The organism is Agrobacterium sp. CG160-95, assembly GCF_053521725.1.
The window spans coordinates 164,830-179,818 of record NZ_JBNWDU010000007.1 but is presented as its reverse complement, the minus strand read 5'-3'; the positions used below and the strand labels follow the sequence as shown (position 1 = coordinate 179,818).

Here is a 14,989-nt window from a genome sequence, read left to right as displayed (position 1 = left end):
ACGTCTGCAATTATATAAGAAGCTGTATAAATATTCACACGCATGTTTTGAAGAGGATCCCATGCAGCCCACAGAGCTAGAGCGCATTGCGCGCCAGATTCGCCTTCGCGACGTCCAGGCTGTTTTCGAAGCGGGTGCCGGCCATATCGGCGGAGAAATGTCGGCGATCGACATCATGACCGCCCTTTATTTCCGCGTATTGCGCATCTGGCCGGACGAACCGAAGAACCCTGCCCGCGACCGTTTCGTGCTGTCGAAAGGCCACACCGCCTGCGCGCTTTATGTGACGCTCGCCAAACGTGGCTTTATCCCGGAAGAGGAAATCTCGACCTTCCTGCAACCCAATTCCCGCCTCAATGGCCACCCCAACTGCAACAAGGTACCGGGGGTCGAGACCAATACCGGCCCGCTTGGCCACGGGCTTCCAGTTGCCGTCGGAATGGCCAAGGCAGCCAAGCTTTCGGGAGCGGATTACCATACCTATGTCATGACCGGTGATGGCGAGATGCAGGAGGGCTCCAACTGGGAAGCCATCATGTCCGCCGCGCAGTTCGAGCTTAACAATCTGACGCTTATCATCGACCATAACCGTTTCCAGCAGGGTGCTGCGATCTCGGAAACCAACGACGTCGCGCCGCTTCGCCCGAAGCTTGAAGCATTCGGCTGGGAGGTGAGCGAAATCAACGGCAACGCGATGGAAGAGATCGTTCCGGCGCTCGAACATCGTGGCGAGCGCCCGCATTGCATCGTCGCGCACACCAATAAGGGTCACGGCATTTCGTTCATGCAGGACCGCGTCGACTGGCACCACAAGGTTCCAAGCAAGGAACAATACGAAATTGCCGTCAAAGAACTTTCGGAGGCATTGTAATGAACGCGCCCGTAACCGCCGCCAAACTCTATGATTGCCGCGACGCCTTCGCCGAAACGCTGGAAGCGCTGGCCGCTGCAAACGACAGGGTCGTGGCCGTTTGCAACGATTCGGTCGGCTCCTCGAAGCTCGGCGGCTTCAAGTCGAAATTCCCCGAGCGCCTCGTCAATGTCGGCATTGCCGAACAGAACATGGTGGGCGTCGGCGCCGGCCTTGCCAATGGCGGCCAGCTTCCCTTCGTCTGCGGCGCATCCTGTTTTCTGACCGGTCGCGCGCTGGAACAGATCAAGGCAGACCTCGCCTATTCCAACGCCAATGTGAAGCTCATCGGCATCTCCTCGGGCATGGCCTATGGCGAACTGGGTCCGACACATCACTCGATCGAGGATTTCGCCTGGACCCGCGTTCTGCCGAACCTGCCGGTCATTGCCCCCTGCGACCGCATCGAAACGGCCGCCGCCGTCAAATGGGCTGCGGACTATGCCGGGCCCTGCTTCCTTCGCCTGTCGCGCGTCGGCGTGCCGGACCTTCTGCCTGATGGCCACGTCTTTGAACTCGGCCGCGCCAACCTGCTGCGCGAAGGTTCCGACATAACGCTGATCGCCAATGGCACGCTGACACACCGCATCGTCAAGGCCGCCGATATTCTGGCCGGTCGTGGCATCAAGGCGCGTGTGCTTAACATGGCAACCGTGCGCCCGATCGACGAGGCGGCCATCATTGCCGCAGCGAAGGAAACCGGCGCAATCCTGACGGCTGAAGAACATTCGATCTTCGGCGGTCTCGGCTCTGCCATCGCCGAAGTTGTTGTCGATCACGCCCCCGTGCCGATGAAGCGCCTCGGCGTTCCGGGCGTCTTTGCCCATACCGGCTCGGCAGAATGGCTGCTCGATGAGTTTGGCATGGCACCCGCGGCCATCGCGGAGGCTGCAGCAGCGCTGCTCAAGAGAAAGTAAGTCTCCTCCCAGGGTCGTCGCGTGTCTTCGGATGCGCGGCGACACCCTTTGCAATATCGTCGTTTAATCACCGCAAGGCTGAAACGAAAAAACTGCCGACGAAAGAACTCAAGTGATGCGCGCCATTCTGTCCATCGATCAGGGCACCACCAATTCAAAGGCCATTCTCGTTTCTGAAACAGGAGAATTGCTGGCGCGCGGTTCATCGCCGGTCGGCATCACATATCCGCAGCCCGGCTGGGTCGAGCAGGATCCGAACCGTATCTGGGCGTCGGTGCGCGAAGCGATTTCCGCCTGCCTGTCTTCGGCACCCTCTGCCGTCAACATTGAAGCCATCGCCATTTCCAACCAGCGCGAATCGGTGACGATCTGGGACGGCGAAACAGGCGAGCCGCTTGGCCCGGTCTTGAGCTGGCAATGCCGTCGCACCGCGCAGGAATGCACCGATCTCATCAGCAAGGGCCATTCCGAACGTGTCATGGCGCTGACCGGCCTGCCTATTGACCCGATGTTTCCCGGCGCCAAGATGCGCTGGCTGTTGGAACGTGCGCCGAAGGGCCGCAGCCTTCGCCTCGGCACCATCGATAGTTGGCTGATCCACTGCCTGACCGGCGGCAGAGTGCATGCCTGCGACGCCTCCAACGCGGCCCGAAGCCAGGTGCTCGATCTCATCCGGCAGGTGTGGAGCGAAGAGCTTTGTGACCTTTTTGGCATCGACATCAACGCCCTGCCCGACCCGCGCGACAGCAGCGGCGACTTCGGCGTGACATCAGGTGTTCCCGGCATCAAGGACGGCACGCCTATTCTGGCTGCCGTCGGCGACAGCCACGCCGCCCTCTTCGGCCACGGCGCCTTCAACCCCGGTGACGGCAAGGTGACGTTCGGCACCGGCTCATCGGTGATGACGACGCTGCCGCATTTCATCGCGCCAGAGCGCGGCATCACCACGACTGTTGCCTGGAGGATTAACGGCAAGCCGACTTTCGCCTTCGAGGGCAATATTCTTGTGTCTGCCGCCTCCCTGCCGTGGATGACGGACATTCTCGGCCTGCCAGATGTCGCATCTCTAGTGGAGCTTGCCGCGACCGCTGAACCAGATGGCCCCGGTTTCGTCCCGGCCTTTGTCGGCCTTGGCGCGCCCTATTGGGATTCCAATTGCCGCGCGCTATTTTCGCAGATCAATTTCAGCACAAGTCGCGCGCAGATGGCCCGCGCCGTTACCGATTCCATCGCCTTTCAGGTTTATGACGTCTTCTCGACCATGCGCGCGCAGTCGCCCTCCGGCTTCGGACAGCTTTTCGTGGATGGCGGGCCGAGCCAGAACCGTTTCCTCATGCAATGCGTCGCCGACATGCTGGACCACCCCGTCATCCAGCGTGACGCGCCGGAAGCCTCCGCACTTGGCGCGGCCTATCTTGCCGGCCTCGCCCTCGGTCTGTGGAGCGATCTCGACGCCATCGCCGCGCTCAACAGTCACGGCAACGCCATCCCGCCTTCGTCCAGTGACGGCAGGCAACGGCTTGCCGTCTGGCGCGACGCGATTGCGCGCTCGACGTTACCTGTGACGTCGGGTAAGGGTGAATAAAAATTCACCCTGGAGGGCTTATGGGCAGGATCAACGAACTTCGGATGATATCCCGCGTGGCGCAGATGTATTTCAGCGAGCACAGGCGGCAGGCGGAGATTGCCGAACATCTCAATCTTTCGCAGGCCACCGTCTCGCGCATGCTGAAGCGTGCCGAAACGGAAGGTATCGTGCGCACCAGCATCATTCCGCCGCCCGGTACCTATAGCGATCTTGAAGCACAGCTTCGCGAACGCTTCGACCTGCCGGAAGCCATTGTCGTCGATTGCAGCGAGGATCGCGACGGCGCGATCATGGCCCGCATCGGCGAGGCTGCCGCGCATTTTCTCGAGGTGACGCTGTCGCAAAACGAGATCATCGGCGTTTCCAGCTGGAGCCAGACGATCTTCAAGATGGTGGAAAACATCCATCCGCTGAAGGGCGCCAAAGCGCGTTACATCGTCCAGACGCTGGGCGGCATGGGCGATCCTTCCGTGCAGACGCACGCGACCCAGATCACCACCCGGCTGGCGCGGCTGACGGAGGCCGAACCGAAATTGCTGCCGGTCCCCGGCGTCGCCACCTCTCGCGAGGCCAAGCTTTTGATGCTGGCCGATCCCTTCGTGCGCGAAACCATCGATCTTTTCGGTTCTATCACGCTCGCCATCGTCGGTGTCGGCGCCGTCGAGCCATCGGAGCTTCTTGCACGTTCCGGCAATATCTTTTCCGCCAAGGAGCTTGCCGATCTCGCACAGGCGGGCGCCGTGGGCGATATTTCGCTCAGGTTCTTCGACAAGGACGGCAAGCCCGTCAAGACACCGCTCGATGACCGGGTCATAGGCCTTCCGCTGGAGAACCTCTCCAATGTCGACCGCGTCATTGCACTCGCCGGCGGCTCGAAAAAAACCGAGGCGATCGCCGGTGCGCTCAGAACCGGCGTGATCGATGTCCTTGTCACCGACAAATTCACCGCCGAACGACTGGTCGGCACAGAAACATAGCCGTTATCCCATAAGGAGGAGACATGAGGCGCTTTGAAGGTCAATCCGTATTCGTGACCGGAGGCAACAAGGGCATCGGTTACGGCATCGCCCGCCGTTTTGCCGAGGAAGGCGCGAAAGTCGCCATCGCCTCTGTCGACAAGGACACTAATGACGCCGCCAAAAAGCTGGCGGACGAAACCGGCTCAGTCACCCATGGCGTGATCCTCGATGTGCGGGATGCGGCGGCGGTGCGCGAGGCCTATGGCGCAGCCGAAGAGGCAATCGGTCCGCTTTCCATCTCGGTCCAGAACGCCGGCGTCATCACCATCTCCAAGATCGAGGAGCTGACGCAGGAACAGTGGGATTTCAACCTCGATGTCAACACCAAGGGCGCGTTCCTGTGCTGCCAGGAAGCGATCCGCCGCTTCCGCGCAAGTGGCACCAAGGGCCGCCTGGTTAACACCGCCTCCGGCCAGGCCCGCCAGGGTTTTATCTATACCCCCCACTACGCCGCTTCAAAATTCGGCGTCGTCGGCCTGACGCAAAGTCTGGCCAAGGAACTGGCGCCCGAAGGCATCACCGTCAACGCCATTTGCCCCGGCATCATCCACACCGAAATGTGGGATTATAACGACCGAGTCTGGGGCCAGATGCTCGGTGACTACAAGCCCGGCGAACTCATGGCCGAATGGGTGCGCAACATTCCAATGCGCCGCGCAGGAACACCAGCCGAAGTGGCAGCCTTGGTGGCGTTTCTCGCCTCCGAGGATGCGGCCTACATCACCGGCCAGACAATTAATGTCGATGGCGGGCTGATCATGTCGTAGCACTCAACCAATCGATGACGGCATCTGCGTTCTTCTCTGGCGGATGGACCGGGTAAAAGACATGCTTGATAACGCCCGTTTCGATAATCATCGTGAGCCTCTTGAGCAGTGTCAGGCCTCCAGCCTGGAAAGTTGGAAGGCGGAGGGCTGACACCAGAAGGAGTGAATGATCGGAAAGCAGAGGAAACGGCAGGTGAAGCCGCTCTGCTGCCTCTCGCTGATACTCCGTGGTCTGCGTAGAAAGGCCAAACAGACGCGTTGCTCCCAATGCCTTCAGTTCAGCGAAATGATCACGAAAGGCACAGGACTGCGGTGTACATCCCCTCGCGCCGGGTATTGCGTCCCATCCGTCAATCGCCTTTCCTCCGGGCGGGCTTGTCCGGGGGTAAGCATAGACCACGGTTAACCCCGGCTCACGCAGATCGACGGTCGTGCCATCCGTCGCAGCCAAACCAATGCCAGGCAACTCCATCCCGGGTAAATGCCTGGCTGCTCCGTCGTCACGTGGGGTAACTAATTGCTCATCCCCGCCGGGTTCAATCATTGCCACCTCGTTGCTCTTCCTGTCTGTCGACGTTGCGAAGTTAGCCGATTTTCATACTACCGCAATGTCTTGTGCGCAGGTGCAAAGCTGCCGTAGCGATTCGCGCCTTCAGCCTTGATGGAATACGAACGCCACACCTTCATTCGATTTGACAAAGTCACTGATTGCCAAGTCTCTGGCCGATAGTATCGTTTTGGAATTTCCGCTGAAGCGATGTTCTGAGGCAACGGCTTCTTTATCTTGGGATCGCTGCTACCGTATGGCCACCACTGTCCCCATTTCCAAAAGGCAATTGCTGCTCTCGGCAAATACGTCCTGCTGACTGAGACCCACTTTTTTCGGCGATCTTAGCGGCCGTCGTGCTCCCGAGATTTTCGGCGTCTGGGAAGTTGTTCTGTTTGGCAAAAGTCACGAAGACGTCGGTGGCGTTGGAATAAATGTCTTCCAACCGAGACGTTTGGCGCAAACACTCAGCAGAAACAGGGCCGATTTTTAGAGAACAGGCGGTCTTGGCAGCTTTGCGCCAAGAGGCGGACATCCGTCGAAGCTCTCAGGATGATCCGCGCCGTGACCTTATAGCCATTCGTAAGTCTCCCAGCGTGTGTCGCGATGGGCGCGGTGGCGGCGAACGGCAGCCATCCGCAGGTTCAGACTATCAAAAAACTAAACAGTGAGCTCTCTTCGGACGATCTCAGCTCCTGCGCTCAAGGAATTCAGCTTGTCTCTTGCCACACGACGAGACAGGGGGGCCATGCCGCAATTGGTGCAGGGGCAAAGTTTATCTGCGTCGACAAACTTAAGCGCCTTTCGCAGCGTTGCAGCGACTTCCTCCGGGGTTTCGATGGTATCGCTTGCCACATCGATGGCCCCGACCATCACTTTCTTACCTCGAACAAGTTCCAGAAGATCCATTGGGACATGAGAATTGTGGCATTCGAGGGAGATCATACCGATGCCGGATTTCTGCAGCTTGGGGAGAGTTTCCTCATACTGCCGCCATTCTGACCCGAGTGTCTTTTTCCAATCCGTATTGGCCTTTATGCCGTAACCGTAGCAGATATGGACGGCGGTCTCGCACTTCAGCCCTTCAATTGCCCTGTCCAAAGTGGCAACACCCCAGTCATTCACATCGTCAAAGAATACGTTGAAGGCAGGTTCGTCGAACTGGATGATATCGACGCCGGCAGCCTCCAATTCCTTTGCTTCCTCGTTGAGTATCCCGGCAAATTCCCAGGCAAGCTTTTCACGGCTCTTATAATGGCCGTCAAAGAGAGTATCGATCATCGTCATCGGACCCGGCAAAGCCCATTTGATGGGTTGTTTGGTCTGCTGGCGAAAAAACTTGGCGTCTTCGACGAACACGGACTTCTGGCGAGACACTGCGCCGACGACTGTCGGGACACTCGCATCGTAGCGATCGCGAATTCTGACTGTCTCGCGTTTTGCAAAATCGACCCCGTCGAGGTGCTCGATGAAAGTCGTGACGAAATGTTGGCGTGTTTGCTCGCCATCACTGACGATGTCGATGCCGGCCTGTTGCTGATCGTACAGTGAAAGGCGCAGGGCATCTCTCTTGCCTTCCAGTAATTCCTCGCCCTCCAGCTTCCAGGGCGACCACAGTTTTTCGGGCTGCGCAAGCCAGGAGGGTTTCGGCAGGCTGCCAGCGGTCGATGTGGGGAGAAGTTTCTTCACGATGGGACCTCTTCTAAGTGATGCTCAGGCGGGGCGGTGAGCAAACAATTGCTCAAGGACGGCGCGGTATGGCTTGATGAAGTGTTTTTCGGTGAACTTACCCTGATCCACCGCCAAGCGATTTCGTTCGTCGCGATCGTAAATGACCCGGGTCAGCGAATAGTCCTGGTGCTTCAGGTTGGGCTGGTAAAATGTCCCGGCTGCTGCGTTCGCATTGTAGATTTCGGGGCGATAAATTCTCTGAAACGTTTCCATCGTGCTGATGACGCCGATTAGCTCAATATTGGAGTAGTCGCCCAGCAAATCCCCAACAAAGTAGAAGGCCAACGGCGCAACGCTGCCTGCAGGCATGAAGTAGCGAACCTGCAATCCCATTTTCCCGAAATACTGGTCGGTGGACGAGAACCCATTCTGCCGGTATTCGACGCCCATCACGGGGTGATGATTTTCGGTCCGGTAATAGGTCTTGCTGGTCGAGGCGCTGATGCAAATGACCGGCGGCTTGCGAAAGTACGAGCGGTAGGCATCCGACTGCAGAAAAGACTTGAACAGGTTTCCATGCAGGTCGCCGAAGTCGGCCGGAATGCTGAAGGCAGGAACGCTCTTGTTATGCTCCGGCAGCACAATGCTGAAGTCGTAGTCTCGCACATAGGAGGAGAAGTTATTCCCCACAATGCCGTCGATACGTTCACTGGTTTTGTGATCGATGATCGTCGTCTTCAGTATCTCGATGAGGGGAAATTTTTCACCTGCGACATCGAAGCTCATGTCGACCGAAATGATCTCCAACTCGACCGAGTATCGGTCCGATTTGGGATTATCCCAGTGAGCGAGGGCGTTGAAGCGGCTGTCGATCATGCGCATGACATTGCGCAGGTTTTCCTGCCGCTTTTCGCCCCTGGCCAGATTGGCGAAATTGGTGGTGATGCGCGTATTTTCTGAAGGACGATAGTCCTCATCGAAGGGTACGCTCGTGATCGTAAAAATGCAGGTCTGAGACATGTTGTGCCCCTATAAAGTTGGGGGCATGGGTCTGCGGACGCATAGCAAGACGGGCCGCGACAATGCAGCCTTTGCTACGGCACACTGGGACACCCCGCCCGTGGACGTTATTTCACCAAAGGCAGGTCTCCTGGCTCACGGATCATCACTTCCGTCCGTCTTCCCGGGGTAAACCAGTGACATATTGGACTTCAGCTCGCCGCTTACAGTTGCGGGGGCAGCGTCGGCTTTTCCGTATGACACGGAGCACCGACTTCCCTCTTAGCCCCGGCACGTTGCGTGCAACGACTGGGGAACCTTAGGCGTGACGACCATATTGTAAGCCACGTCATCGGTCAACATCATATAACGATATCTTTATGTCCTTAAGTCTACGTTTCCATTGTCGGTTCCGGCCGAGTAGGTTGCATTCGGCGTTGTCAGGCGATTCTCACATACGCGGACCTGGCCGTGGCAAACGTCTCGCTCCACGCACTTGAAAGGATCAGACCACACCACGAATAGTTCCTAGTGCGGGAGCAGCCTGGTGATACCGTCCAGGCGCCCAGAGCGCGTTCCGCCAGACTTAGTCGCTCCAGAAGAGCCAGTACGTCGATCGACGGTTCAGGAGGCAATTGGGGCAGCTAGAAGGCGCGCATGATTTCGCCTGCCACAGGCGTTTAATTGAAGCGGCCTCGCCGGAGGTTGGGATGCTATTCGGACATGCCCTACTGTGCCGGCGCAGCGCTAATAAAGGGATCGGCGTTTGAATTAAATAACGAATGAGCGAAGGCAAGCACCCTTAAATTGCGGGCCGATAACATCACGGGCGCGTATCCGCAACAGCACCGCCGAATTTGTGCTCGGGCCTTGGAACCGCCCCATGTCGTTGAAGGTGCACAGGAAGTTCCGATCCGCACCGGGCATCTGACAGGTCTGGCAGTGGGCGGTATTCGGCTTGGTTAATCGTACCGTCAGGCTTGAATCACTGGAACTGCTAGTCGGCAGTCAACGTTGCGGTTTTACGCTTTTCGCCGCTTTCAGCAGCGTCATGCGTCCCAGTTTTCAATCTCCGGCGCAACGGCCTGGAGCAATATCCTCCTGCTGCCGCCGAGACGGACGATTATCCCTCACAAAGACGAATACAACCGCTTTTTCTAAGAAAAGGGTTCCAGCCTTTCGCTGCAAGGATTGCCCAGGCAGTGGCCCCGACATGCGGCAACCTGAAATATTTGAAGTCGGCAAATGTCGAGGTCGGCCCGATCATCAGCCCGGTCGTCAGTTCGTCCCCGACTGTCGCGTAGATCAGGTTATCGGGAGATATTTGTGCGGCGATGGTGGCAAGCAGCGCCTCGGCCCGCTCGGCATCGCCGACCTGCTGAAATGCCAGCGCGGCCTGGGCCGTACCTTCCAGCCACACACCATCCCGATCGTCGTTAAAATCAAAACCTCCCGCAACCGCATAATGCCGATCAACCCAATGTAGAACACGCCCACTGCGGCCCCGAAACTCCGGCACGGCGAGAATGGGCCAGAGCTCGGAATCTATTCCGGACTGGCTCGAGTTGGGTGTGTCGCTTCCGGGTAGGCTGCCGACGTAAAACCGTCCCTGCTGCTCATTCCACATCGCATCAAGAAATTTGCGTGTTTTGTCCCGCATCGCCTGCCAGGCGCGCGCTCCCTCAATTTCGGCGAGCCAACCCGCAACGGCATACACATCGAGATTATGTTCCGTCGATTTCCACTCGAGTTTTGCCGGTGCAGGCTCATGACCGAATGTGCCACCTGTGTAGCCGATATCGCGGACGCCCGCCGTATGCGCATCGATCCAGCGCATGAGTTTGGTCGCTGCCTGCACATAGGACGGATTGCTTAATCGTTCACTGGCAGTGAGAAGCGCAAGTGCCGCCCAGGCCAGGTTGCCCGTTGCGCTGCCGACCTGATAGTCATCCTCGACCCACGTCTTGCTGGCCTCACTCCAGAAACCGGGCAAAAGCATAGCATCGTTTTCGTTCGCAACGGGGCCGGAACGGTAGGCGTTGCGCAGGCGGCCATCGCTGTAATAGCGATCGTTGTTGACGGCGAGCAGCAGCGCGTCGGCAACCCTTTTCGCTTCGGCATCGTTGCCACAGGAAAAAAGGGCAATCGTCGCCAGGGCATTGTCATAGGTGAAACCCGCATTTGAAAGAGCGGGATCAAGCGCTTTACCGCCCGGTGCAGGCTCAAAGCTCCGAAATATGAAGGGGGGGGTGGATTTGTCCATCTTCCCAACGAGACCCGCACACAAGCTCACAGCAAGGCGGTCGCGAACTGATCCGGAACCGGTGCGCCCGTCGCCAGCAGCGACCACTCCTGTTGTGAAGCAGGTCATGAGAACTGTCGCGACGATCGATTTGACAGACATGAGTTTTCCGTTTGGTAGGCGCTTTTCCAAACAAGCCCGCCTCTAGCTTGCGGTTTACGTCGAGCACGGTCCCGGGTTTGGCGCGAATTGTCTTAGCTGAAGGCCCTTGCGAGTAACATCTGCATGGACTTCAAGAGGTCGCCCTGTTCCGCGACATTTTCGGGCGCATTGCGGAAAAGCAGCCTCAAGATTGCACGATGCTGGTCGGCAGTGGGGGTGAGAGTGAATTTGCCGGGCGTTTGCGACACCTTCGTTGCATCGATCTGCACCCAGCCCACATCGGGCACGTACAGGGACTCTGCCTCGGCGTAAGACCGGTTGAAATCCGCCAGGGTCGCGGTTTCGGTCGAAAGCGCCACGATCCGTACCGCCTTCACCTCGCTTGCGCACTGCAAACGGCCTTCGAGATCCACGCCGATCGGCTCTTCCTTGTCGACACGTGGTAATTCGATGCAGCAGATGAGGCTGGTGAAGGCAATCACCATGGCGACCGCCGACCAGATGAGGTTGAGACAATCTCGCGCCGAAAATTCTACAGGGGCGTCCCATGCGTAAACGGCGAGCAGAACTGAAACCGCGGAGGTGACGGTGACGATTGCGAAAAATAGCGCTGTAGGCCCGTGAATGCGCACCTGTGACCGGTCACCACCTTTCTCCGTGACTTTAAAGGGACGTCCGAAGGGTTTGCGCATAGCCTGAAACAACGTGATGGTGATGGGAACAGCGGTCAGCGCATGCGTCACTTCGGTGAACAGCGGTAGGGTGCGTTTTCCCGATATCCAGGTGGAGTAGGCCCAAAACAAAGCCAGTGATGACAGTCCAAATTTCATGAACATCAGCTCGTCGGCCTGGAGGGCGGAAACGCCTGTCAGCCAGTAGATCGATGGTGCCAGCAACAGGCAGAGGATGAAAGGCTTCGACAGCCAGCAAAACAGCCCGTGCAGATAATGCAGCCTTTGTGTCAGCGTGAACTTGCCACGCCACAATGGTCCCGTCCGCAGAAGGCCGATCTGAATGGTGCCCAGGCACCACCGCGTGCGTTGCGTGATATATTCTGGCAGGCCCTCAGCCGATAGACCGACACTGAGTTTTTCGTTGAGCCAGCGTGTGACGTAACCTCGCTCCATCAGGCGGTAGGTCAGCAGCATATCTTCGGAAAGTGCATCATGCGGAAACCCGCCGAGCTCGTTGACCGCCGCCCGCCGCACGACAAAACTCGTCCCGACGCAGAAAGCGCAACCGACCGCGTCCTTGGCCGGCTGGAATACATCAAAGAATACACGTTGATCATCGACGAAGGAATTGCGGATGCCGAGGTTGTGCTGGATGGGGTCGCAATTAAAGTAAAATTGCGGTGTCTGCACAACTGCCACCTTGGGATCGGCGAAAAGACCGGTTACGCGACGAAGGAAGTTGGCCTGTGGCGCGAAGTCCGCATCCAGAACCATGATGAAATCGGAAACCTGTGGCAGCGCATTGGTGTGTTCAAGTGCATTGTTCAGATTTCCCGCCTTGGCATGTCTATTGTCCGGGCGCGTCACATAATTGACGCCGACCGTTTCGCAATAGTCCCGCACTTCCGGCCTGCGCGTGTCGTCGCAGACAAAAACACGCAGCTGCGGATATTGCATGGCCTGGGCCGCGATAACCGACTTCTCAAGGACGTTCAAAGGTTCGTTGTAGGTGCAGATAAAGACGTCAACGAGTGGCGCATCGGGATTAGTTGCAATCTCGGCTTCCCCTCTATCAGCCAGAAAAGACCAGTCCGTCCGCCTCGTCAGGATCAGGATCGAGCCGATGGCGTAAAGAACGGAGATCAGCTCGAAGGTGAAATAAATGTAGTTCCAGGCAGTCTCCAAAGAAAGCTCGAAGGGTGGCAGCGTATCGGTGGCGCGCCAAAATATGTAAAGGCCAAGAGACAGCAGCATAATCGCACTGAAGGCCAACCGGTCCAGGACCCTGCGCGGGTCGGCCAGTATGGTAAACAGGATCGCGCAAAGGGCGATGACAAGATTGACGTAGAGTACCGACTGAACATCGCCATCAGGGCTGAAATACATCGACTTATCCTCATGGTTGGTCAGGCGCGCGGCACGCCGCGCGTGAATGAGGTTGCTTCGAGTGTCTAAAACAGGTGGTGGGTCGCCCTGCGGGTTTGCATCGCACTCCCGCAGGGGCCCGTCCAATCCATGCGGGTGTCAGGATTGGGTGCGCGGTGCCTTTCCGGTGGCATCCGTATTGCCGAAAGGGTGCTGGGTGATGATATCGGGCTGATGTGCCCGGCCAGGCACGTCCGGCCGCTGTTGTGGCCACTCGATACCAGTGTGTGCGGATAGCGTATCACGCGACGTTTCGATCAGTGCCCATGCGGCCTGCCTGACATCCGGCAATTCGCTGACGGAGGTCTTTGCAAACTGGAACAGGCTGGCTGATGCTTCATGCACATAATTCCGGGTTTTGCCGAGCCACTCGCGCGGCAGGCTCACACTCACCCACGTGCCGACCGAACAGGCGCCGTTCTCGGTCAATTTCTCCTGTGCCCTGCCGTCCATGCGAATATAGGCGTAAAGCTCTCGCCGCTCTGTTGGTGGAAAGGGCACGGCATAATCGAGGTCGACACGTTCGGTAGTACGTGGCACCAGGCGCTCCACCACCCCATCGGATTCTTCCGCCCAGGCATCAGAACTCACCTTCACCCGAGAACCGACGGAAAGCGCCTGTGCCTGACGCTCTGAAAAAATCGCCACGACGAAAGCGTTGCGACAGTCAAGCGCCTCCGCCAGCGTGTCGCCTGCAACCACTTCACGGCCGGTCGCAGCCACGGGCTTGTAGAGCGTTGTGCCCGGTGGAATGGAAAGATCGGCGCGGGTCAGCCTTTCAATACGTGCGCTCTCCGCCGATGCCAGCGTTTCGAGCTCGCTTTTGCGCGTCTGCATGGTGGTCATCTGCATCCGGATCTGCAGCAGATCTGCGGACCGTGTGCGAATTTCCTGCTGAAGATTTTGCAGCGATTGCAAATCGGAGCCGATATAGATGCCTTGGCGCGCGAAGTTCATTTCCTTGGTGAGTTTGTCAACGGCGACTTTGGCAGCTTGCAGCTTTGTATCTTCAAGTTGTATCGTGTCCGCTATATCCTCTCCGATTCCAGAATACATCCCCTTCGCCATCAGCTTCTGTTTTCGCGTGGCTTCCGCTTTTGCAATTCGGGTCGAATAGGTCACCATCTGCAAGGCTGCATTGGCTGCCTGTAGGTCAGACTCGGTTCTTTGCAGTAACGCCGCCTGCTGACTGGCAAGATCCCTGTTCAAATCGTCGATGCGGCTGGCATAGTCGCCAATAATTCCGTTCTTCTGGCGAAGTTCATTATCGAGTGCTGCCAGTTGCACCTTCAGGCCGATGAGCGTGGTATTGTCGACCTTGTCGTTTTCAATAGCAGCCTTACCGTTCTTGTCGGATATCTTTACCACACCGCTGATCGGTGTTGTCAGCGGAATGACTGGTGCATTGATGAGGGCGCGGTTCGTCTGGGATGTGAAGACCGGCGGAAACACAGAAGATGAAAACACCGTGGCGACAACGCCAAGGACAGTATAGGAGGCCAGCTTCACCGACGCACTTTGGCGCACTTCTTTGTCTCTATTGCGGAACAGCATGATATCAACTCCTGTTTTGTTGAACAGCCTTTCCTCCCGCAGTATTAAAATAGTTCACTAAGTTTTTTTGCGACGCAACATCGTTAAGATTGCATTAATAAATTTTTCGATATCGCCTAAATCATAGGCATCTGCCAGCGTTGAAATCGCAAAAACTCGTCCACGAAAAACTACAGAGCTAAATTTCAATCGTTTCGTATCAGCTGTGGCTTTTAAATGGCATCTGGTTATTACGCGGGCTCTCACCCCGCCGCGCAAGTTGCAACCTATAGAAGCATCCGTTTGCCAAGGCAGCGGTGCGATTCTGATTTCCCATACCGGCTTTCGATAGGCCGGCGTCCACATGTCTGTGTTGGTGGTAAGTGGTTTGCTGGTTCGGATGATGCTGCCCGAAGGTGTGACGCTATCTTCGCGTGATCGCGTCGCAACAGGCTGCCAACCCTGCGACCATCGATCCGTTCATCGTGCAGGGGTAATCATCACAGAAGACTTGCTGCCGAAGGGACTGATTGCG

11 protein-coding genes and 1 riboswitch are annotated in these 14,989 nt (G+C 57.5%); of the genes, 5 read left to right on the top strand and 6 right to left on the bottom strand.

All coding sequences use genetic code 11. The features are described 5' to 3' along the window. Positions 1–61 precede the first annotated feature (61 nt). From ACQZ63_RS22280 to ACQZ63_RS22260, 5 genes are all read left to right on the top strand, one after another. Positions 62–871, top strand: coding sequence for a transketolase (locus tag ACQZ63_RS22280; protein ID WP_003517086.1), 810 nt, complete (start codon positions 62–64; stop codon positions 869–871). After that, complete coding sequence (locus ACQZ63_RS22275) at positions 871–1,827, top strand: transketolase family protein (RefSeq protein ID WP_003517089.1); 957 nt, start codon at positions 871–873, stop codon at positions 1,825–1,827. The genes ACQZ63_RS22280 and ACQZ63_RS22275 overlap by 1 nt, the downstream gene beginning before the upstream one ends. A 115-nt stretch (positions 1,828–1,942) precedes the next feature. After that, positions 1,943–3,412 carry an FGGY family carbohydrate kinase gene (locus ACQZ63_RS22270; protein WP_173998684.1) on the top strand — a complete coding sequence of 490 codons (1,470 nt, stop codon included), beginning with the start codon at positions 1,943–1,945 and terminating at the stop codon, positions 3,410–3,412. Positions 3,413–3,432: 20 nt separating this feature from the next. Then, on the top strand, positions 3,433–4,392 hold the full coding sequence (locus ACQZ63_RS22265; protein ID WP_013637520.1) for a sugar-binding transcriptional regulator: 960 nt from the start codon (positions 3,433–3,435) through the stop codon (positions 4,390–4,392). A 23-nt stretch (positions 4,393–4,415) separates the two neighbouring features. Continuing rightward, the gene (locus ACQZ63_RS22260; RefSeq protein WP_003517095.1) at positions 4,416–5,201 is read left to right on the top strand and encodes an SDR family oxidoreductase; all 786 of its coding nucleotides are present in this window, start codon (positions 4,416–4,418) and stop codon (positions 5,199–5,201) included. Here ACQZ63_RS22260 and ACQZ63_RS22255 read toward each other — a convergent pair. The 6 genes from ACQZ63_RS22255 to ACQZ63_RS22230 form a co-directional block, all read right to left on the bottom strand. Continuing rightward, complete coding sequence (locus ACQZ63_RS22255) at positions 5,191–5,745, bottom strand: peroxiredoxin (RefSeq protein WP_035200842.1); 555 nt, start codon at positions 5,743–5,745, stop codon at positions 5,191–5,193. The two genes, ACQZ63_RS22260 and ACQZ63_RS22255, sit on opposite strands and share 11 nt — an antisense overlap. A gap of 663 nt (positions 5,746–6,408) precedes the next feature. Continuing rightward, complete coding sequence (locus tag ACQZ63_RS22250) at positions 6,409–7,437, bottom strand: methionine synthase (protein WP_173998686.1); 1,029 nt, start codon at positions 7,435–7,437, stop codon at positions 6,409–6,411. A gap of 24 nt (positions 7,438–7,461) precedes the next feature. Next, a complete protein-coding gene (locus ACQZ63_RS22245) occupies positions 7,462–8,439 on the bottom strand; it encodes a DUF1852 domain-containing protein (RefSeq protein ID WP_013637516.1) in 978 nt (325 codons plus the stop codon). 103 nt (positions 8,440–8,542) lie between these two features. After that, positions 8,543–8,755, bottom strand: a riboswitch (cobalamin riboswitch). A 786-nt stretch (positions 8,756–9,541) separates the two neighbouring features. Beyond that, positions 9,542–10,822, bottom strand: coding sequence for a hypothetical protein (locus ACQZ63_RS22240; RefSeq protein ID WP_173998688.1), 1,281 nt, complete (start codon positions 10,820–10,822; stop codon positions 9,542–9,544). 92 nt (positions 10,823–10,914) lie between these two features. Further along, a complete protein-coding gene (locus ACQZ63_RS22235) occupies positions 10,915–12,882 on the bottom strand; it encodes a glycosyltransferase family 2 protein (protein WP_173998690.1) in 1,968 nt (655 codons plus the stop codon). 138 nt (positions 12,883–13,020) lie between these two features. Next, complete coding sequence (locus ACQZ63_RS22230; RefSeq protein ID WP_173998692.1) at positions 13,021–14,475, bottom strand: HlyD family secretion protein; 1,455 nt, start codon at positions 14,473–14,475, stop codon at positions 13,021–13,023. Positions 14,476–14,989 lie beyond the last annotated feature (514 nt).

Bases quoted from the DNA above. Each gene is read 5' to 3' on its own strand.
- ACQZ63_RS22280 (WP_003517086.1), top strand. From the start codon at position 62: ATGCAGCCCACAGAGCTAGAGCGCATTGCGCGCCAGATTCGCCTTCGC.
- ACQZ63_RS22275 (WP_003517089.1), top strand. From the start codon at position 871: ATGAACGCGCCCGTAACCGCCGCCAAACTCTATGATTGCCGCGACGCC.
- ACQZ63_RS22270 (WP_173998684.1), top strand. From the start codon at position 1,943: ATGCGCGCCATTCTGTCCATCGATCAGGGCACCACCAATTCAAAGGCC.
- ACQZ63_RS22265 (WP_013637520.1), top strand. From the start codon at position 3,433: ATGGGCAGGATCAACGAACTTCGGATGATATCCCGCGTGGCGCAGATG.
- ACQZ63_RS22260 (WP_003517095.1), top strand. From the start codon at position 4,416: ATGAGGCGCTTTGAAGGTCAATCCGTATTCGTGACCGGAGGCAACAAG.
- ACQZ63_RS22255 (WP_035200842.1), bottom strand. From the start codon at position 5,745: ATGATTGAACCCGGCGGGGATGAGCAATTAGTTACCCCACGTGACGAC.
- ACQZ63_RS22245 (WP_013637516.1), bottom strand. From the start codon at position 8,439: ATGTCTCAGACCTGCATTTTTACGATCACGAGCGTACCCTTCGATGAG.
- ACQZ63_RS22240 (WP_173998688.1), bottom strand. From the start codon at position 10,822: ATGTCTGTCAAATCGATCGTCGCGACAGTTCTCATGACCTGCTTCACA.
- ACQZ63_RS22235 (WP_173998690.1), bottom strand. From the start codon at position 12,882: ATGTATTTCAGCCCTGATGGCGATGTTCAGTCGGTACTCTACGTCAAT.
- ACQZ63_RS22230 (WP_173998692.1), bottom strand. From the start codon at position 14,475: ATGCTGTTCCGCAATAGAGACAAAGAAGTGCGCCAAAGTGCGTCGGTG.